Annotated in this window: 19 protein-coding genes; 15 read left to right on the forward strand and 4 right to left on the reverse strand. The window is 68.4% G+C overall.

The features are described from left to right. The first annotated feature begins 3 nt into the window (after positions 1-3). The 14 genes from ACTWJ5_RS18515 to yghU all read left to right on the forward strand — a co-directional run bounded on the left by ACTWJ5_RS18515 (position 4) and on the right by yghU (position 13,312). Positions 4-687: a sarcosine oxidase subunit gamma gene (locus ACTWJ5_RS18515; RefSeq protein WP_245322983.1), complete on the forward strand. Its 684-nt coding sequence runs from the start codon at positions 4-6 to the stop codon at positions 685-687. Between the two features lie 43 nt (positions 688-730). Then, positions 731-1,486 (forward strand): IclR family transcriptional regulator, encoded by a 756-nt coding sequence (locus tag ACTWJ5_RS18520; protein WP_009622572.1) that lies wholly within the window; start codon positions 731-733, stop codon positions 1,484-1,486. Between the two features lie 390 nt (positions 1,487-1,876). Then, on the forward strand, positions 1,877-2,716 hold the full coding sequence (locus tag ACTWJ5_RS18525) for a substrate-binding periplasmic protein (RefSeq protein ID WP_043271776.1): 840 nt from the start codon (positions 1,877-1,879) through the stop codon (positions 2,714-2,716). Positions 2,717-2,770: 54 nt separating this feature from the next. Further along, a complete protein-coding gene (locus tag ACTWJ5_RS18530; RefSeq protein WP_253392668.1) occupies positions 2,771-3,592 on the forward strand; it encodes an amino acid ABC transporter ATP-binding protein in 822 nt (273 codons plus the stop codon). A gap of 10 nt (positions 3,593-3,602) precedes the next feature. Next, the gene (locus ACTWJ5_RS18535; RefSeq protein WP_009622578.1) at positions 3,603-4,274 is read left to right on the forward strand and encodes an amino acid ABC transporter permease; all 672 of its coding nucleotides are present in this window, start codon (positions 3,603-3,605) and stop codon (positions 4,272-4,274) included. A 10-nt stretch (positions 4,275-4,284) separates the two neighbouring features. Beyond that, positions 4,285-4,950, forward strand: a complete 666-nt coding sequence (locus ACTWJ5_RS18540) for an amino acid ABC transporter permease (RefSeq protein WP_043271778.1) — start codon at positions 4,285-4,287, stop codon at positions 4,948-4,950. Positions 4,951-4,978: 28 nt separating this feature from the next. Beyond that, positions 4,979-5,857 carry a 4-hydroxy-tetrahydrodipicolinate synthase gene (gene dapA / locus ACTWJ5_RS18545; RefSeq protein WP_061561925.1) on the forward strand — a complete coding sequence of 293 codons (879 nt, stop codon included), beginning with the start codon at positions 4,979-4,981 and terminating at the stop codon, positions 5,855-5,857. Positions 5,858-5,912: 55 nt separating this feature from the next. Further along, a complete protein-coding gene (locus ACTWJ5_RS18550) occupies positions 5,913-6,956 on the forward strand; it encodes a 4-hydroxyproline epimerase (protein WP_116423285.1) in 1,044 nt (347 codons plus the stop codon). Next, positions 6,953-8,233: an NAD(P)/FAD-dependent oxidoreductase gene (locus tag ACTWJ5_RS18555; protein WP_444436277.1), complete on the forward strand. Its 1,281-nt coding sequence runs from the start codon at positions 6,953-6,955 to the stop codon at positions 8,231-8,233. The genes ACTWJ5_RS18550 and ACTWJ5_RS18555 overlap by 4 nt, the downstream gene beginning before the upstream one ends. Continuing rightward, complete coding sequence (locus ACTWJ5_RS18560) at positions 8,230-9,708, forward strand: aldehyde dehydrogenase family protein (RefSeq protein ID WP_249916876.1); 1,479 nt, start codon at positions 8,230-8,232, stop codon at positions 9,706-9,708. The genes ACTWJ5_RS18555 and ACTWJ5_RS18560 overlap by 4 nt, the downstream gene beginning before the upstream one ends. Before the next feature lie 10 nt (positions 9,709-9,718). Beyond that, positions 9,719-10,747 (forward strand): proline racemase family protein, encoded by a 1,029-nt coding sequence (locus ACTWJ5_RS18565; protein WP_444436278.1) that lies wholly within the window; start codon positions 9,719-9,721, stop codon positions 10,745-10,747. 62 nt (positions 10,748-10,809) lie between these two features. Further along, positions 10,810-11,517: a GntR family transcriptional regulator gene (locus ACTWJ5_RS18570; RefSeq protein WP_009622591.1), complete on the forward strand. Its 708-nt coding sequence runs from the start codon at positions 10,810-10,812 to the stop codon at positions 11,515-11,517. Between the two features lie 25 nt (positions 11,518-11,542). Continuing rightward, a complete protein-coding gene (locus ACTWJ5_RS18575) occupies positions 11,543-12,307 on the forward strand; it encodes an SDR family NAD(P)-dependent oxidoreductase (RefSeq protein WP_256511561.1) in 765 nt (254 codons plus the stop codon). 162 nt (positions 12,308-12,469) lie between these two features. Further along, positions 12,470-13,312, forward strand: a complete 843-nt coding sequence (yghU, locus tag ACTWJ5_RS18580) for a glutathione-dependent disulfide-bond oxidoreductase (protein ID WP_009622595.1) — start codon at positions 12,470-12,472, stop codon at positions 13,310-13,312. Positions 13,313-13,325: 13 nt separating this feature from the next. Here yghU and ACTWJ5_RS18585 read toward each other — a convergent pair whose 3' ends face one another. From ACTWJ5_RS18585 to ppk2, 4 genes are all read right to left on the reverse strand, one after another. After that, entirely contained in the window at positions 13,326-13,946 is a 621-nt protein-coding gene (locus ACTWJ5_RS18585; protein WP_074978459.1) for a DUF502 domain-containing protein, read from the reverse strand. Between the two features lie 678 nt (positions 13,947-14,624). Continuing rightward, entirely contained in the window at positions 14,625-15,767 is a 1,143-nt protein-coding gene (locus ACTWJ5_RS18590; RefSeq protein WP_444436198.1) for an IS481 family transposase, read from the reverse strand. 175 nt (positions 15,768-15,942) lie between these two features. After that, positions 15,943-16,608 carry a TIGR04211 family SH3 domain-containing protein gene (locus tag ACTWJ5_RS18595; protein ID WP_444436279.1) on the reverse strand — a complete coding sequence of 222 codons (666 nt, stop codon included), beginning with the start codon at positions 16,606-16,608 and terminating at the stop codon, positions 15,943-15,945. Between the two features lie 265 nt (positions 16,609-16,873). Beyond that, positions 16,874-17,698 carry a polyphosphate kinase 2 gene (gene ppk2, locus ACTWJ5_RS18600; protein ID WP_074978453.1) on the reverse strand — a complete coding sequence of 275 codons (825 nt, stop codon included), beginning with the start codon at positions 17,696-17,698 and terminating at the stop codon, positions 16,874-16,876. A gap of 280 nt (positions 17,699-17,978) precedes the next feature. On the opposite strand from ppk2, the gene ACTWJ5_RS18605 reads away from it, so the two are divergent. Next, the gene (locus tag ACTWJ5_RS18605) at positions 17,979-18,152 is read left to right on the forward strand and encodes a hypothetical protein (RefSeq protein ID WP_159458824.1); all 174 of its coding nucleotides are present in this window, start codon (positions 17,979-17,981) and stop codon (positions 18,150-18,152) included. Positions 18,153-18,156: the final 4 nt, after the last annotated feature.

Consider the following 18,156-nt stretch of genomic DNA (forward strand, 5'->3'; position numbering starts at 1 on the left):
GCCATGTCCAGCCTGAAAGCCGAAGACTTCATCGAACGCAGCCCGCTGTACCCGCTGCACCGCGGCGCGCGCCTGGCCGCCCTGGGCCGCGCCGCCATAGTCGCGCGCTACGGCGAGCAGGAAGAGCACGCGCAGTTGCGCAGCTGCGCGCTGATCGACCTGAGCAACCTGCCCCGCGCCGGTTTGCGCGGGGCCGACGCCGCCGCCTACCTGCAAGCCCGCGGCTACGCCCTGCCCGAGGCGCCCAACCGCGCCCTGCGCCAGGCCGACGGCGGCCTGGTGGCGCGCCTGTCGCAGACCGAGTACCTGCTGCTGGGCAGCCTCCACGACGGCGGCGCGCGCGTCGCCGCCGAAGAGGCCGCCTGGCAGCTGGACGACAGCGCCAACTACCTGCTGCCGCGCCAGGACAGCCACGCCTGGCTGCAACTGAGCGGCGAGCACTACGCGCAGGTGATGGCCAAGCTCTGCGGCGTCGACCTGCGCCCGGCGGCCTTCGGCCCCGGCGCGGTGGCGCAGACCTCGGCGGCGCGGCTCAACGTCATCGTCATCAACGCCAGCGACGACGACCTGCCCAACCTGCAGATCCTCTGCGACCGCGCCTCGGTACAGTACTTCTGGGAAGCGCTGCTCGACGCCATGGCCGAGTTCGACGGCCGCCCGGTGGGCATCGACGCCCTGCTCGACTGACCGGCCGGCGGCGCCCCGCGACGGGCGCCGCCGTGGAGGCCCCATGAGTGAAAGCGACTACCGCGTGCCGGCCCTGGAACGCGGCCTGAACCTGCTCGGGCTGTTCAACGCCCGCCAACGCAGCCTGGGCATGAACGAGATGGCCGAGCGCCTGGGGGTGAGCCCCTCGGCGCTCTACCGCATCGTCCAGACGCTGCAGGACATGGGCTACCTGAACCGCCTGGAGCGCAACCAGTACGAACTGGGCGCGCGGGTGATCTCCGACGGCTTCGCCTACCTGAGCAGCCGCGACATCGTGGAAATCGCCCTGCCGCACCTCAACGCCCTGCGCGACAGCACCTCGCTGTCGTGCCACCTGAGCATCCGCGAGCAGACCGACAGCCTGTACATCTACCGCGCCTTCGCCCCGCAGCGGCTGACGGTGAACATCCCGGTGGGCACCCGCCTGCCCTGCCACGTCACCGCCCTGGGCCGGGTGCTGCTCACCGCCCTGGACGAGGACGGCCTGGCCCAGCTCTACCAGCAGGTGCGCCTGGACGACTACCCGCCGCCGGCGCCGCGCACCCTGCTGGAACTGCAACACACCATCGCCGAGGACCGCGAACGCGGCTGGGTGCTGCACCGCTCGGACTACTCCACCGCCATCGCCACCGCCATCCGCGACCGCAGCGGCCAGGTGGTGGCCGCCATCAACCTGTCCGGCCCGGAGGCGGTGCTGGCCACGCCCAGCGCGGAAGGCCGCTACCTGGGCCTGTTGCGGGAGACCGCGGCGGACATTTCCGCCGAGCTGGTGCTCTAGGCCAGCCGGGGCGGCGGCCCAGCCGCCCCGTGCCGCTCACCTCGCCCCGATAGATTGGTTGAGTACGCTTTTTCTCACCTTCAGGTTTCAAAAACCTCACGCAAGCCCTCCCCCTTCAATCCCTTTCCCCAGCGCCCCAGCCCGTCTCCGGCGCGCGTCGGCGGCCGCTTGGCGGCCTGACGCGACCGACCATTGCGCCCTGTGCCCGGCCGACGCAGCCGACCGGTCGGTCATTCGCTGAAGAAAAAGCCCGCGACCTCTGTTGACAGGTTTTGCCCATCGCCCATACGCTGAATACATCGCTGCACACATCAAAGCGTACAACACACCACACAGCGATGAAAGTTGTTTGCCTTCTGCCTACAAAAACAAATTTACGGAGAGGTCAAAATGGCTCGTATGTTCCCCCGCTCCATCCGCAAGGCCCTCGCCTGCGCGGCCGCCGTCGGCGCGCTGCTCACCCAGACCCCGTCCCAGGCCGCCGATACGTCCATGTGGCAGGGCGTGCAGAAGGCCGGCGTATTGCGCTGCGGCGCGGCGGTCGCCGCGCCCTATGTGATGCGTGACGCCAGCAGCGGCCAGTACAGCGGCTACTTCGTCGACCTGTGCCGCGACTTCGGCGAGAAGGTGCTGAAGGTCAAGGTGGAGTTCGTCGACACCAACTGGGACAACCTCGTCGCCGGCCTGCAGAGCGGCAAGTGGGACCTGGCCATGGCCCTCAACCAGACGCCCGAGCGCGCCCTGGCGGTAGCCTTCTCGGCGCCGGCCACCGACTACCAGGTGTCGCTGGTGGTGAACAAGGAGAACCCCAAGTTCAGCGGCGCCGGCAACGCCATCGCCGACTACGACAAGCCCGGCGTGACCTTCGCGGTGATGTCCGGCACCGCCCAGGACAAGGCGATTTCCTCTGTGCTCAAGCAGGGCACCGTCATGCGCCTGCCGGGCATGGACGAAACGCGCCTGGCGCTGATGTCGCGGCGCGCCGACGTGCTGGTCGACGCCAGCGACACCAACCACCTGTTCGCCATGGCCAACGACTGGGCCAGGGAAGTCCTGCCCAAGCCGGCCCTGGCCAAGCAGGGCGTGGCCTTCGGCATGCGCCGCGACATCTCCGCGGCGGACCTGCAGGTGCTGAACATCTACGTGACCCAGCGCCGCGAGACCGGCGAGATCGACCGCCTGGTCGACAAGGCCTCCGCCGAAGTCAACGCCAAGACCGCCGCCAAGTAACTCCTGCCGACACCGGGGGCCGCGCAACGGCGGCCCCCGCGGAGAACACCGCTCATGAATACCCCGCGTTTGGTGGCTGCCCAGCCACAGGCTCCGTTCGCCCCGGATTCCACCGCCGGCGGCGACTTCATCCAGCTCCGAGGCGTGTGCAAGGCCTACGGCGAACAGCTGGTGGTGATGGACGACATGGACCTGGACATGCGCGCCGACGACCGCCTGGTCATCATCGGCCCGTCCGGCAGCGGCAAGAGCTCGCTGCTGCGGGTGCTGATGGGCCTGGAGGGCATCCAGGGCGGCAGCATCGCCTTCCAGGGCCAGCCCTACATCAGCGGCGGCCAGCGCCGCGGCAAGCCGCTGAACGAGGCGCTGCGCACGCAGATCGGCATGGTCTTCCAGCACTACACGCTGTTCCCGCACCTGTCGGTGCTGGGCAACCTGATTCTCGCCCCGTGCAAGGTCCATGGCCTGTCCCGGGCCGCGGCCACGGAGAAGGCCCGCGCCTACCTCGCCCGCCTGGGCCTGGAGAGCAAGCTGCACGCCTACCCCAGCCAGCTCTCCGGCGGCCAGAAGCAGCGCGTGGCCATCGCCCGCGCGCTGATGCTCGAACCCAAGCTGATGCTGTTCGACGAAGTCACCTCGGCGCTGGACCCGGAGATGGTCATCGAGGTGCAGAACGTGATGCTGCAACTGGCCGAGCAGAAGATGGCGATGATCATCGTCACCCACGACATGCACTTCGCCCGCCACATCGCCACCCGCGTGGTGTTCTGCGCCAACGGCAAGGTGGTCGAGCAGGGCCCGCCCGAGCAGATCTTCAGCCAACCCAGGGAAGCCCGCACCCGCGAGTTCCTGGAAAAGGTCGTGCACCTGGATTGAGGGCGGCGCCATGAATTACCAATTCGACTTCCATTTCTTGAGCGGCAGCCTGCCGGCGCTGCTCGGCGGCCTGAAGGTCACCCTGGAGCTGGCCCTGGTGTCGAACCTGATCGGCCTGGTCTGCGGCTTCGGCCTATGCCTGATGACCCTCAGCCGCTGGTTCTTCGTCCGCTGGCCGGCGCAGCTGTTCATCGAGTTCTTCCGCTGCACCCCGGCGCTGCTGCAGATCGTCTGGTTCTTCTACTGCGTGCCGATGCTCTTCAACGTGTTCATCGACCCCATCGCCATGGGCTTCCTGGCCCTGGGCCTGAACCTCACCGCGTTCAACGCCGAGGCCTACCGCGCCGGCGTGCAGGCGGTGCCGCGCGAGCACCTGGACGCCTGCGTCGCCCTGGGCCTGAAGCCCTGGCAGCGCACGCTCTACGTTGTGCTGCCACAGGCCCTGCGCAGCGCGGTGCCGGTGCTGATGACCAACGGCATCGGCAGCCTGCAGCAGAGCGCCCTGGTGGCGATAGTCGCGGTGTCCGACCTGATGTACGTCGGCAAGAGCCTGGCCACCGAGGCCTACCGCCCCCTGGAAACCTACACCCTGATCGCCCTCGTCTACTTCGCCCTGTCGCTGCCCATCGGCCAGCTGGTGCAGTACCTGGAGCGGCGCCAGGACCTGGCGACGCAGCGCTGAGGAAACCGCCATGAGCCTCGATTTTTCCGTCGTCTTCTCCTACTGGCAGGTGCTGCTCAAGGGCCTGGCCCTGACCCTCGCCTTCACCCTCGGCTGCGCCCTCATCGGCAGCCTGGCCGGCTTCGTCCTGGCCCTGCTGCGCAACGTGCGCAGCCGCCTGCTGAAGCTGCCGGTGACGCTGTTCGTCGAGTTCTTCCGCGGCACGCCGCTGCTGATCCAGCTGTTCTGGGTGTTCTTCTGCTTCCCGGTGGTGTTCGGCCTGGACATCCCGCCCTACGTCTCGGTGGTGATCTCGCTGACGCTGTACATGGCGGCCATCACCAGCGAGACCTTCCGCGGCGCGCTCAAGTCCATCGCCGGCGAGCAGCACGACGCCTGCACCGCGCTGGGCCTGACGCCGCGGGTGAAGGTGCTCTACGTGGTGTTCCCGCAGGCGCTGCTGCGCGCGGTGCCGCCGCTGCTGTCGAACGTCGTCAGCCTGTTCAAGGAGAGCGCGCTGATCTCCTCCGTCGGCGTCGCCGACCTGATGTTCGTCGGCCAGAACATCTCCAACAGCACCGCGCGGCCGGTCGAGTTCCTCTCCGCCGTCGCGGTCATCTACTTCCTCGTGGCTTTCCCGCTGACCCGCCTGGTCGGCGTGATCGAAGCCCGGATGCTCAGGCGCTACGCCTACTAACCCCCCACCACCGATGCGGAGATCCACCATGCAACTCACTGGCATCCTGCCCGCCCTCGTCACGCCCTTCGACAAGTCCGGCGCGGTCGACCACGACACCCTGGCCTCGATCCTCGAATACCAGCTCAAGGCCGGTGTCAGCGGCTTCGTCCCGCTGGGCTCGACCGGCGAGTACTACGCGCTCACCAACGAGGAGCGCCGCCAGGTCCTGGCCACGGTCAAGGAAGTGGTCGGCGAGCGCGGCACCCTGATCGCCGGCGCCAACGGCTCCTGCACCCGCGAGGTGCTGGAGCAGGTCAAGCAGACCGTGGAAGCCGGCTACACCAACCTGCTGATCGCCCCGCCCTACTACGCGCTGCCGTCCCAGGAAGAACTGCTGGCGCACTACCGGACCATCCTGGAGACCTTCCCGGAAATCAACCTGGTGCTCTACAACTACCCGGTGCGCACCAACGTCGAGGTCGGCATGGGCGTGGTCCAGGCGCTGGCCGAGCACCCGCGGGTCATCGCCATCAAGGAAAGCAGCGGCAACCTGCTGCGCGCCATCGAGATCGGCACCAGCTACAAGGACAAGGTGCAGCTGTCCTGCGGCTCCGACGACCAGGCCCTGGACTTCTTCCTCTGGGGCGCCAGCAGCTGGATCTGCGGCCCGGCCAACTGCTTCCCCGACCAGGTGACCGACTTCTACCGCAAGTTCGCCTCCGGCGACCTGGCCGGCGCCCAGGACGTGATGCGCAGCCTGTTCCCGGTGATGGCCAGCCTGGAAAGCGGCAAGTTCGTGCAGAAGGTGAAGTACGGCTGCGAGCTGGCCGGCTTCAGCGCCGGCAACGCGCGCGCCCCGCTGCTGCCGCTGACCGACGAAGAAAAGGCCGAATTCCGCAAGGTATTCGAGGCTTCCCAGCGCTGAGCGCATGGACGCCGCTGCCCGCCCCGGCAGCGGCGTCCCCTGGAGGACGCACCCCATGAGCCGACAGAGTTTCACCTGCATCGAAGGCCATACCGAAGGCATGCCCGTGCGCATGGTCATCGACGGCGCCCCCGAGCTGCACGGCGCCAGCATGAGCGAAAGGCGCCAGCACTTCCTGGCCGAGCACGACTGGATCCGCCGGGCGCTGATGCTCGAACCGCGCGGCCACGCGCACATGTCGGGCACCCTGCTCTACCCGCCCGTGAGCGAGGACGCCGACCTCGCGCTGCTGTTCATCGAGACCTCCGGCTGCCTGCCCATGTGCGGCCACGCCACCCTCGGCTCGATCACCTTCGCCCTTGAATCCGGCCTGGTCCGGCCGAAGACGCCGGGCACGGTGATCGTCGACGTCCCCGCCGGGCGCGTCAGCGCGCAATACCGCATGCAGGACGGCAAGGTCGGCGGCGTGCGCTTCACCAACGTGCCGAGCTTCCTCCTGCACCGCGACCTGAGCATCCGGCTGCCGGCCCTCGGCGAGCTGCGCCTGGACATCGCCTACGGCGGCAACTTCTACCCGATCATCGAGCCGCAGCCGAACTACCCCGGCTGCGAGCACTTCACCCCGCAGCAATTGCTGGCCTGGGGGCGCGAAGTGCAGGCGCTGGTGAACCGCGAGTTCGCCGTGGCGCACCCCGAGGACGCCAGCATCCGCGGCGTGAAGCACTGCATGTGGGCCGGCCGCCCCTTGGCAGCCGACGCCGATGGGCGCAGCGTAGTGATTGCCGGCGACAGCCTGATCGACCGCTCGCCCTGCGGCACCGGCACCTCGGCCCGGGTGGCCCAGCGCCATGCCCGCGGCCTGCTGGCGCGCGACGCCGTGTTCCGCCATGAAAGCCTGATCGGCAGCCGCTTCGACGGCCGCGTCGAGGAAGTCCTGGCCCTGGCCGACGGCACGCCGGCGGTGCGCCCGAGCATCGAGGGCCGGGCCTGCATCACCGGCCGCGCCGAACATTACGTCGACAGGGCCCAGCCCTACTGGCAGGGTTTCAGCCTGGAAGACTTCACCGACCACCGCAGCCCGGAAGAGACCGTGAAATGAACGATCCGCAAGCCGCTTCGCAAAACGCCATCGTCGTCGGTGGCGGCATCGTCGGTGTCTGCTGCGCCCTGTACCTGCAGCGCGAAGGCTACCGCGTGACCCTGGTGGACCCGGCCGCGCCGGGCGACAGCACGGCGAAATGGAGCTGCGGGCAGATGGCGGTGAGCGAGGTCATCCCGCTGTCCAAGCCGGGCATCCTGATGAAGGTGCCCGGCTGGCTGCTCGACCAGCGGGGCCCGCTGGCCCTGCGCCCCAGCGCGCTGCCGGGCATCCTGCCGTGGTTCCTGCGCTTCGTCGCCTGCGCGCGGCATTCGAAGATCGCCGAGATCGCCCGCGACATGGCGCGCCTCACCCACCACGTCTACGAGGACTACGCGCCGCTGCTCGACGCCTGCGCGGACAAGAGCCTGCTCGGCCAGCGGCCGATCATCGAGGTGTTCGACTCGCCCGCCGCCCTGGTCCACGAGCGCCCGCACCTGGAGCTGCGCAAGTCGCTGGGCTTCCAGTCCGAGGAACTCGACGGCGCCGCCATCGGCGACCTCGAACCGGCCCTGGCCGGCAAGTTCCAGCACGGCCTGCTGTTCCCCGACTGGCGCGCGGTGAACGACACCGAAGGCTTCATCGCCGCCCTCACCGAAAGCTTCGTCGCCCAGGGCGGCATCCGCGTGCGCGAGCGGGTGAAGCACATCGACGAAAGCGCCGAGCGCGCCGCCGGCGTCACCCTGGCCGACGGCAGCCGCTACCCCGCCCAACTGGTGGTGGTGGCCGCCGGCACCGGCTCGCGGCAGTTCTTCGAGCAGCTCGGGGTGAGCATCCCGCTGGCCGGCATCGCCGGCTACCAGGCGGTGCTGCCCACCCCGGGCGTGGACATCCGCCATTCGGTGATCTACGCCGACGGCGGCTTCTGCTTCGCCCCCATGACCCGCGGCCTGCAGATCGGCGGCACCATCGAGTTCGCCGGCCCCAACGCCGAACCCAACTTCCGGCGCGCCGAGATCATCCTGGAAAAGGCCCGCCGCGTGCTGCCGCAGCTCGACACCGCCAAGGTCGAGTTCGGCGTCGGCTACCGCCCCTTCCTGCCCGACACCAAGCCGGTGATCGACCGCTCGCCGCGCCTGGGCAACGTACTCATGGCCTTCGGCCACGGCCAGCTCGGCCTCACCCTGGGCGCCACCACCGGCCGCCTGGTCGCCGACCTCGCCGCCGGCCGCCGCCCGGCCCAGAACCTCAGCCCCTTCAGCGCTCGCCGCTTCGCCTTCATCGGAGGAACCGCATGAACTACCAGCAGCTCTACATCGACGGCCAATGGCTCGCCCCCGCCCAGGGCGGCAGCTTCGACACCTTCGACCCCAGCGACGAAACCCTCCTCGCCCGGGTGGCCGCCGCCACCGCCGAGGACGTGGACGCCGCGGTGCGCGCCGCCCGCCGGGCCTTCGACGAAGGCCCCTGGCCGCGCATGAGCGGGGCCGGGCGCGCCGCCGTGCTGCGGCGTATCGCCGAAGGCATCCGCGGCCGCCAGCAGGAACTGGCCGAACTGGAAGTGCGCGACAACGGCAAGCCGCTGCCCGAGGCGCTGTGGGACATCGGCGACACCGCCGGCTGCTTCGACTTCTACGCCGGGCTGGCGGAAAAGCTCGACGCCGGCCAGGAGCAGGAAATCGCCCTGGCCGACGAGCGCTTCAGCTCGGTGGCGCGCAAGGAGCCGGTGGGCGTGGCCGGCGCCATCATCCCCTGGAACTTCCCCATGCTGATGGCCGCCTGGAAGGTCGCCCCGGCCCTGGCCGCCGGCTGCGCCATGGTGCTCAAGCCCTCGGAATTGACGCCGCTGACCGCCCTGCACCTGGCCCAGATCGCCCATGAAGCCGGCCTGCCGGCGGGCGTGCTCAACGTGGTGACCGGCCTGGGCGCCGACGCCGGCGCGCCGCTGGCCGAGCACCCGGGCGTGGACAAGCTGGCCTTCACCGGCAGCGTGCCCACCGGCAGCCGGATCATGCAGGCCGCCGCCCGCGACATCAAAAACATCAGCCTGGAGCTGGGCGGCAAGTCGCCCTTCGTGATCTTCGCCGACAGCGACATCGAGGCCGCCGTGGAGTGGATCCTCTTCGGCATCTTCTGGAACCAGGGCGAAGTCTGCTCGGCCACCTCCCGCGTGCTGGTGCAGCGGGCGCTGTACGAACCGCTGCTGGCGCGCCTGGCCGAAGAGGCGCGGAAGATCACCATCGGCAACGGCCTGCGCGAAGGCGTGCTGCTCGGCCCGCTGGTCAACAAGGCGCAGTACGACAAGGTGCTGCAGGCCATCGCCCGCGGCCAGGAAGAAGGCGCGCGGCTGGTCTGCGGCGGCGAACGCCCGGCCGGCCTGGACAAGGGTTATTACGTGCAGCCGACGGTGTTCGCCGACGTGCCCGAAGACGCCTGGATCTGGAACGAGGAAATCTTCGGCCCGGTGGTCTGCGTGCGCCCGTTCGACAGCGAGGACGAAGCCGTGCGCTCGGCCAACGCTTCGCGCTTCGGCCTGGGCGCCGCGGTGATGTCCCGCGACCTGCCGCGCTGCGAGCGCGTCGCCCGGCGGTTCCGTGCCGGCATCGTGTGGATCAACTGCTCGCAACCGACCTTCAGCGAGGCGCCCTGGGGCGGCTACAAGCACAGCGGCATCGGCCGCGAGCTGGGCGAATGGGGCCTGAACAACTACCTGGAAACCAAGCAGATCACCCGCTACGACAGCGAGCAGCCCTGGGGCTGGTACATCAAGTGAGGTGCGACTGATGCGCTGGAAGAAGACGCTGCAACTGGCCGACGTGCACTGCGAAGGCGAGATCGGCAAGGTCATCACCGGCGGGGTGCTGGGCATCCCCGGCGAGACCCTGCTGGACAAGATGAACTACATCAACGAGGTCGACGACAGCCTGCGCCGCCTGGTGGTCATGGAGCCGCGCGGCTGCCTGCAGATGTCGGTGAACCTGCTGCTGCCGCCGACGCGCCCGGAAGCCGACGCCGCCTTCATCGTGCTGCAGGCGGACAAGGCCCACCCGATGTCGGGCAGCAACTGCATCTGCGTGGTCACCGCGCTGCTGGAGCTGGGCATGCTGCCGATGCAGGAGCCGGAAACCACCGTGGTGCTGGACACCCCCGCCGGCCTGGTCACCGCCCGCGCGCGCTGCGCCGACGGGCGCTGCCTGGGCGTGTCGCTGGACATGGTGCCGGCCTTCGTCGAGCAACTGGACGTGCCGATCGACGGCGGCGAGTTCGGCCCGCTGAAGGCCGACATCGCCTTCGGCGGCGTGTACTACGCGCTGATCGACGTCGAGCAGGTTGGCCTCGCCATCGCCCCGGAGAACGCCCGCGAGCTGGCCGATGCCGGCGTGAAGCTGCGCGGCCTGATCAACCAGCAGGTGCGCGTGCGGCACCCGCTGTACCCGCAGATCGACGAGGTGGCCTACGTGATGTTCCGCAACCGCCTGGACGCGCGCACCTACCAGACCTGCACCACCCTGCCGCCGGGGCGCGTCGACCGCTCGCCCTGCGGCACCGGCAGCTCGGCCAACCTCGCCACGCTGAGCGCGCGCGGCCTGGTGCGGCCCGGCGAGCGCCTGGTGTCGCGCTCCACCATCGGCGGCGAGTTCCAGGTGGAACTGCTCGGCACCACGGACGTGGCCGGCAAGCCGGCGGTGCTGCCGCGGGTGGAAGGCCGCGCCTGGCTGTACGGCATCCAGCAGATCGGCGTCGACCCGGACGACCCGCTGGCCGCGGGCTTCATGCTCAGCGACACCTGGGGCCCGGCGTTTCCGCGCTGAACGCGGCCACGCTAAGATGGCGGGCTGGTCTGTATGACACAGCCCGCGCACACCGAGACCTGATGATGGCCAAAGAAGAAGAAGTGGAAAGCCCCGGGCGCCGCCATGGCGGGCGCTATATCTACGAGGAGCTGCGCAAGCAGATCCTCACCCTCAAGCTCAAGCCCGGCGTGCAGCTGGACGAGGTCTCCCTGGCGGCGCAGTTCGGCCTGTCGCGCTCGCCGGTGCGCGATGCCCTGGCCCGGCTGACCAGCGAAGGCCTGGTCACCATCCTGCCCAACCGCACCACCCTGGTCACCCCCTTCGAGATCGAGGAGTTCCCCAACTACGTGGCCGCGCTGGACCTCATCCAGCGGGCGGTCACCCGCCTGGCCGCGCTCCAGCGCAGCGACGAGGACCTGCAGGCGATCCGCAAGGCCGACGCGGCCTACATGGCGGCGGTGGAATCCGGCGACTTCCAGGCGATGTCCGAGCTGAACAAGGCCTTCCACATGGCCATCGCCGAGGCCGGGCGCAACCCCTACTTCGTCAGCTACTACGAACGCCTGCTGGGCGAAGGCCAGCGCCTGCTGCACCTGCACTTCGACTACATCGTCAGCTCGGCCGGCACCGCCCGCCTGGGCCGCGACCACGAGGAAATCATCGAAGCCATCGCCGCCCGCGACGCGGAAGCCGCCGAAAAGGCCGCCCACGAGCACACCATGCTGTTCCAGCGCCGCTTCCTGGAATACATGCAGCAGAACCTGACGGCGAAAATGAGCCTGGCCTGAACTTCAACCGACACAGGAGCAAGGGATGTCTTCCGCGAAACCGCTGTGCGGGCAAAACATTCTGGTCACCGGCGGCTCCGGCCAGATCGGCGCGGCCATCGTCCGCCGCCTGGCGCAGGAAGGCGCCCGGCCGATCATCCATTTCGGCCGCGACCGGGCCGGCGCCGAGGCGCTGCTCGCCGCTGTCGGCGGCGAGGGCTGGCTGGTCCAGGCCGACCTGTCGGACGCGCAGGGGCCCTTCCAGCTGTGGCGCGAGGCCCAGGCCCTGGCCGGGCGGGTGCACGGCCTGGTCAACAACGCCGGCATCCGCACGGAAATCTCCATCGATGCCGACGAAGCGGCCTGGACGGCAGCCTGGCAACGGGAATTCCAGGTCAACTTCTTCTCCGCCGCCACGCTGTGCAAGGAAGCCCTGCGCCATTTCCGCGCCCTCGGCGGCGGGCGCATCGTCAACCTCGCCAGCCGCGCCGGGCAACGTGGCTATGCCGCCGACGCCATGCCCTACGGCGCGACCAAGGCGGCGCTGATCAACCTCACCAAATCCATCGCCCGCAGCTTCGGCCAGGACGGCGTGGCGGCGGTGGCCATCGCCCCCGGCTGGGTGCGCACCGACATGGCCGAAGACTTCATCGCCAGGCACGGCAAGGCCGCGGCGGTCGCCGAAATCCCCATCGGCGAAATGGCCGAGCCGGACGAAGTGGCCGAACTGGTGGCCTTCGCCCTGCGGCCCTCGCTGCCGTCCCTGAGCGGCGCGACGCTGGACCTGAACGGCGGCAGCTATATCCGCTAACGGCTGGCCCTGGTCGCCGACCAGGTTGCCGGAGGCCGCCCCGCCCGTTACAACGAGAGGCTGGACATCAGGCGGCTGACAGGGTTTTCTGAAGGGCTTTAGCGGCCACGACAGAACCGAGCGCGTGGCGACCGACAAACTCCGTCCAAGGCGAGGATCGACATGCCGAACGAAACCTACACCCCACCGCGCGTCTGGACCTGGGACAAGGACAATGGCGGCGCCTTCGCCGGCATCAACCGTCCGGTCGCCGGGGCCACCCACGACAAGCCCCTGCCGCGCGGCAAGCATCCGCTGCAGCTGTATTCGCTGGCCACGCCCAATGGCGTCAAGGTGACCATCCTGCTCGAAGAGCTGCTGGAACTGGGCCTGGAGGGCGCGCAATACGATGCCTGGCCCATCAGCATCAGCCAGGGCGAGCAGTTCGGCAGCGGCTTCGTCGAGGTCAACCCGAACTCCAAGATCCCCGCCCTGCTGGATACCGGTCTGGAGCCCGCGCTGCGCGTCTTCGAGTCCGGCTCGATCCTGCTCTACCTGGCCGAGAAGTTCGGGCGTTTCATCCCCGGCGACATCGCCGGGCGCACCGAAACCCTGAACTGGCTGTTCTGGCAGGTCGGCAGCGCCCCCTTCCTGGGTGGCGGCTTCGGCCACTTCTACGCCTACGCGCCGGAAAAGTTCGAGTACCCCATCAACCGTTACGCCATGGAGGTCAAGCGCCAGCTGGACGTGCTCGACCGGCAACTGGCGAGCAACCGCTACGTCGCCGGCAGCGAATACAGCATCGCCGACATGGCGATCTGGCCCTGGTACGGCGCGCTGATGAACAACCAGGTCTATGCCGCCGCCGAGTTCCTCGACGTCGAGACCTACACCCACGTGCGCCGCTGGACGGACGAAATCGGCAAGCGCCCCGCCGTGCAGCGTGGGGTCAAGGTCAACCGGACCTGGGGCGAGGCCCACGAGCAAGTGCCCGAACGCCACGGGCCCGACGACTTCCGGCGCTGAGACGGGCGGCCGGTCAGGCGGAACCGCCGCCGGGCGGCGGCTCCCGGCCACGGGCCGCCTCCATGGCCTGCACCAGGCCGCGGGCGCCGGAGCCCCATTTGGTGATGACCTTCACCGCCTCGGTGAAGGGCACGTCGACCGGGTGCACGCGATGCGCATCCAGCACGTACACGGCGCCGGCGAAGGGCGTCGGCACCGAGGGCACGAACACGGTGTAGCGGCCGTCCTCGAAGGCCTCGATGATGAAGCCGGGTACCAGGGCCTCTTCGATTTCCACCAGGGCCGGCTTCCAGATGCCGTCGTTCTTCTCGCCGGCCACCTGCAGGGTCAGGCTGCGCAGCAGTTCGTAGCCCGGAATCCTTTCGAACACCGAGCGCTCCAGCCGGCCACGGGCCAGCCTTCCCAGGCGGGTGCGCACGGCGAGGCCAATGGCGAAGCAGATCACCAGCACGAGCAGCGCGGACAATATCTGCTGGGCCGGCAGGCTCTCCGGCAGCAGCTGGGTGAAGGGCCGGACCAGTTGGCCGGCCGAGGCGATGCCCTTGAGCAGGAGCAGCAGGGCCAGGTAGATCGGCAGGATGACCAGCAGGCCTGCCAGCACGCACCTGCCGATGAAAGCGACGGCGTTTTTCACGGAAGCACCTCCTCGGGTTGCTGGCCGCGGCCCGTGGAAAACACCTGCGCAGGGTCGGCCACGCGTGCCGGCGGGAGGCCGGCAGGGCTTGGAGATAGCCTAGACGACGGTGGGTCGTTTCACTTTACTGGGCCTGGTCCAATGACTCAGGGTTCACCCTCTCTCCAAGCTCCGTCCTCTACGACGGTCTTAATCTCGTCATTCTCGCGAACGCGGAAAACCAGTTGCCTTGGCTTGGTGGAAGGCCACCCCCGCAAAAAGGAACCAAAAAGGCTTGCCCCGAATACGGGCCCGACAGAGTCGGGCTACCCTCGCGAATTCCCCCGCTACGGAGGCCCGAACTAGGCGTCCCCCACGAGCGTACGTCCCTGTAGCCCGCAGGACTGCGGATGTTTCTCTGGAAATCCGTACGGCGTTATCCGCCGAATCGCGGACGGAGTCCGCTCCTACGGTTACAGGGGAGCGTGGGCGTAGGAGCGGACTTTGTCCGCGATTGGATTCACCGGCCACGCCGGACACCCCGGTGGCACGGCCAACGGCGTATAACCGCGAACGGTTATACGCCCTACGCGCTCAGGATGGCTCCGAACTCGCCGCCCACGCCGAACGGCCCCCTCTCCCTCCGGGTGTATGGACCGGAGACATGGTAGACACCTGTTCGGAGACAAGGTGAACAGATTAGGGAAGCCGTTTGCCAGCGATGCATAGCTGCTCGCGCAGGTCGATCCTGGCAATACGGTGCGTGCTCCAGTACACGTTGTACTGTCCCTCTTCGGTAGTCGGCCGTATCGCGACCGACTCACCGATGAATGCCTTGCCTACCTGGTACGGCCGCCCCTGACAGTAAATTTCACCTTTGCCCTGGACCTTGCGCACCAGGTCCAGCTCATCGTACTGCGGAGCGGGTGGATGCTCCTGATATTCAAGCGGGCTCGGTTGATAACGCTGTTGCGGAACCTGCATGTCCAGTGCCTGGTGCGGACGCTGCTGATTGTAAAGCCCGCGCCAACGATCAAACGCCGCCTGGGCGTGGATCAAGTCATCAAAAACTCGTCCTTGCAGCAATTCGACCTTGAGCGTGCGGTGGAAGCGCTCGTCCTTGCCTTGGGTTTGCGGGTGGTAAGGGCTGGAGTGGCTGGTCCGGATACCCTGGCGCATCAACCAGACCTCCAGGGCCGTGTAATGGGCTTCGGTATCACCCCAGGGGCTGCCATTGTCCATGGTCATACGCCGCGGTAGCCCATAGCGCCTGAAGGTCGCGATGAGGTGGGCCTGCACGGTTTCCCGTCGCTCATCGCTACAACCCTGTAGGCATAGGGCATAGCGGGAGTGGTCATCAAGGATCGTCAGGGGATAGCAACGCCCTTTGGCGAGGGGAAAGTGCCCCTTGAAGTCCATCTGCCACAGATCGTTCGGGGCAACATGTTCGAAGCGTTGCCACGGCTGGCAGCGCTCGCCAGCCTCCGGTTGAATGCAGCCATGGCGGAGCAGGATCGCATGCACAGTGCTTACCGCTGGAGCATCCACCCCCTGATTGAGCAAGAGCTGCCGCAACTTGCGTGCGCCCCAGCTCGGATGCTCCTGGCGCAGAGCCACGACGTGCGCTTCGAGATCTTCCGGCGAACGGCCCGGAGAGCGCTTTGGACGTCGTGAGCGATCCTCCAGCCCCTCGCCCGCCTGACCTCGCTTCAGCCATTTGTAACCGGTATTCGGACTGATTCCGAAGCGCCGGCAAAGCTGGCGGAGGTTGGCACCCGGCGTGCTGGCCAAGGCAACGAATTCCTCGCGTACCTGCATTTTGGACACCTCCTGCCAGGGCATCTCACGCTCCTCATGCGTTTCGATGCCTCAGCATGATGTGTTCGCCATGTCTCCGAACACCTGTTCACCATGTCTCCGGTCCATACACCGGGAGAGGGCTGGGGTGAGGGTGCGGAGTCTGGACTGGGCGCCTTCGCTGAACCAAGGCACCACTAATCCCACCGCGACAAGCACCTCAGATCCACTGATCGTTGCGCTTGCGCCGGACCCGCAGCAGGGTGGGCAGGATCAGCCCGACCAGCAGCCCGGCGCCGGCGATGCTGCCGCCGTAGGCCATGTAGCGCATCAGCACCTGCTTGTTCTCGTCGCCCAGCTGCGCCTGCGCCGCGCGCAGTTCGGAGCGGGCCTTGGTGAGTTCGTCGTCGAGGCCGGCGCGGGCCGCCTGCAGTTCGTCGATGAGTTTCTTGCGCGAGTCCAGGGTTTCCTGCATGCCCTGCACGCGGCTCTTCCAGCTGTCGTTGATGCCCGCCAGTTCAGCGCTCAGCTCGCTCACCTTCTGTTCCAGCTGCGGCAGGCGCTCGGCCTGGCCGGGCTTGTCCTGCAGGTCGCGGTTGGGAATCCATACGCTGTTGCCGCTCTCGCCGCGCACCTGGCTGTAGTCGCCCTGGGTGTTCAGCAGCTCGACCTTCTGCCCCGAGGTCAGGGTGCCGACGATGCGGTAGCCGTCGGTGGGGCCGCTGCGCACGTAGGTCGTCAGGCTGTCGCTCACCCAGCGCGCATTGCCGGCGCCCTCCTCGGCCTGCGCCGCGGCGCCGGCCGCCAGCAGGCCACCCAGCAGGCAGGCCCCCAGGGCGCGGGTGGGAAGGGATACGGAGGCGGGGAAATGACGGGATAGGGACATGGGCAATCTTCACATGGCGATAAACGAACCCCGGCGAGCGGGCGCGGTAAAAAGCCGGCCAGGCAGATGCTCCGGGGCGGCTACGATCTTGCTATCGGCGCGGCGCAATCACCCGGCTGGCGCGGGCCCGGGCCCGCCGCCCGGGGGGCCGACAGCAGACAGACAGCGCAACGGCGCAATGAGTTCACCGGGCGCCGTGATGGGGGGATGGGTGGTAGATCGCGCCGCCTGCTCGCGCTCCGGTGCGCCGCAGGCGGGTCGGGGCTCAGAAACGTTCTCCTACCATTCGGAACGGATAGGCAGCGGCCTTGTACTTGCCGATCCGCCCGCGCTTGGGCAGCTCGACGACCTCCTTGCGGGTGATGTCCTTGTAGGGGATCTGCTCCAGCAGGTGGCTGATGATGTTCAGCCGCGCGCGCCGCTTGTCCTCGGAGCGCGCCATGAACCAGGGGGCCCAGGAGGAGTCCGAGGCGGCGAACATTTCGTCGCGGGCGCGGGTGTAGTCGTCCCAGCGGCTGTAGGACTTCAGGTCCATGGGCGACAGCTTCCACAGCTTGCGGCCGTCGTTGATGCGATCCTGCAGGCGGCGCGTCTGCTCCTCGGCGCTGACTTCCAGCCAGTACTTGAGCAGGATGATCCCGGACTCGACCATCATCTTCTCGAACAGCGGCGTCACGGCGAGGAACTTGCGCGCCTGGTCCTCGGTGCAGAAGCCCATGACCCGCTCGACGCCGGCGCGGTTGTACCAGCTGCGGTCGAAGATCACCACTTCGCCGGCCGAGGGCAGGTGCGTGAGGTAGCGCTGGGCGTAGATCTGCGTCTTCTCCCGCTCGGTGGGCGCCGGCAGCGCCACCACGCGGAACACCCGCGGGCTGACGCGCTCGGTGATGGCCTTGATGGTGCCGCCCTTGCCGGCGCCGTCGCGGCCCTCGAAGACCACGCAGACCTTCAGGCCCTTGGCCACCACCCATTCCTGGAGCTTCACCAGTTCGACGTGCAGCTTCCTCAGTTCGGCTTCGTAGGTCTTGCGGTCGAGCCGCTGCGTGGTGTCGTCCTTCGCCTGTTTCCTGTCTTTCCTGGATTTGGCCATGAGGCCCTCCCTGCGCTGCCCTGGCGCCGTGCGGACGGCGCCTTTCCCGTGCGTGGAACGTCCTGGCTGAGTATGGTCGATCCCTGGCGGTTTGCCGGCGGGCCCCGGCCGTTGCGCGGGGGCTTGCCAGGGCGTCTGGAGCGGGCCTTCTGGCGGAACGCCGGGCGCGCCCTTGCCTCTGTAGTTCGTCGCATCGCCCGCCTCCGCTCGTCGCCCGCCCTCGCGGCCACCGGGATTCCCGTGTTTGCTGAATGAACCACCCCGCGAAGGAGGAGCCGCCATGGGACGCACCATCATTGCCTTGCTCACCACCCTGCTCGCCCTGGCCGGCGCCGGTTGCAGCAGCCAGAGCTGCGATCCCGGGCAGCCGCGCAGCAGCATCGATCGCGACACCCGGCAACAGATTCCCCGCCAGCAGATCGATCCGCGGGTGCAGTCCCTGCCTCGTTACTGAGGTT

It is taken from the genome of Pseudomonas sp. A6 (assembly GCF_052367875.1).
Taxonomy (GTDB): Bacteria; Pseudomonadota; Gammaproteobacteria; order Pseudomonadales; family Pseudomonadaceae; genus Pseudomonas; species Pseudomonas citronellolis.

Bases quoted from the DNA above. Each gene is read 5' to 3' on its own strand.
- yghU (WP_009622595.1), top strand. From the start codon at position 12,470: ATGCCGAACGAAACCTACACCCCACCGCGCGTCTGGACCTGGGACAAG.
- ACTWJ5_RS18605 (WP_159458824.1), top strand. From the start codon at position 17,979: ATGGGACGCACCATCATTGCCTTGCTCACCACCCTGCTCGCCCTGGCC.
- dapA (WP_061561925.1), top strand. From the start codon at position 4,979: ATGCAACTCACTGGCATCCTGCCCGCCCTCGTCACGCCCTTCGACAAG.
- ACTWJ5_RS18535 (WP_009622578.1), top strand. From the start codon at position 3,603: ATGAATTACCAATTCGACTTCCATTTCTTGAGCGGCAGCCTGCCGGCG.
- ACTWJ5_RS18570 (WP_009622591.1), top strand. From the start codon at position 10,810: ATGATGGCCAAAGAAGAAGAAGTGGAAAGCCCCGGGCGCCGCCATGGC.
- ACTWJ5_RS18540 (WP_043271778.1), top strand. From the start codon at position 4,285: ATGAGCCTCGATTTTTCCGTCGTCTTCTCCTACTGGCAGGTGCTGCTC.
- ACTWJ5_RS18515 (WP_245322983.1), top strand. From the start codon at position 4: ATGTCCAGCCTGAAAGCCGAAGACTTCATCGAACGCAGCCCGCTGTAC.
- ACTWJ5_RS18590 (WP_444436198.1), bottom strand. From the start codon at position 15,767: ATGCCCTGGCAGGAGGTGTCCAAAATGCAGGTACGCGAGGAATTCGTT.
- ppk2 (WP_074978453.1), bottom strand. From the start codon at position 17,698: ATGGCCAAATCCAGGAAAGACAGGAAACAGGCGAAGGACGACACCACG.
- ACTWJ5_RS18575 (WP_256511561.1), top strand. From the start codon at position 11,543: ATGTCTTCCGCGAAACCGCTGTGCGGGCAAAACATTCTGGTCACCGGC.
- ACTWJ5_RS18520 (WP_009622572.1), top strand. From the start codon at position 731: ATGAGTGAAAGCGACTACCGCGTGCCGGCCCTGGAACGCGGCCTGAAC.
- ACTWJ5_RS18560 (WP_249916876.1), top strand. From the start codon at position 8,230: ATGAACTACCAGCAGCTCTACATCGACGGCCAATGGCTCGCCCCCGCC.
- ACTWJ5_RS18555 (WP_444436277.1), top strand. From the start codon at position 6,953: ATGAACGATCCGCAAGCCGCTTCGCAAAACGCCATCGTCGTCGGTGGC.
- ACTWJ5_RS18525 (WP_043271776.1), top strand. From the start codon at position 1,877: ATGGCTCGTATGTTCCCCCGCTCCATCCGCAAGGCCCTCGCCTGCGCG.
- ACTWJ5_RS18595 (WP_444436279.1), bottom strand. From the start codon at position 16,608: ATGTCCCTATCCCGTCATTTCCCCGCCTCCGTATCCCTTCCCACCCGC.
- ACTWJ5_RS18530 (WP_253392668.1), top strand. From the start codon at position 2,771: ATGAATACCCCGCGTTTGGTGGCTGCCCAGCCACAGGCTCCGTTCGCC.
- ACTWJ5_RS18550 (WP_116423285.1), top strand. From the start codon at position 5,913: ATGAGCCGACAGAGTTTCACCTGCATCGAAGGCCATACCGAAGGCATG.
- ACTWJ5_RS18565 (WP_444436278.1), top strand. From the start codon at position 9,719: ATGCGCTGGAAGAAGACGCTGCAACTGGCCGACGTGCACTGCGAAGGC.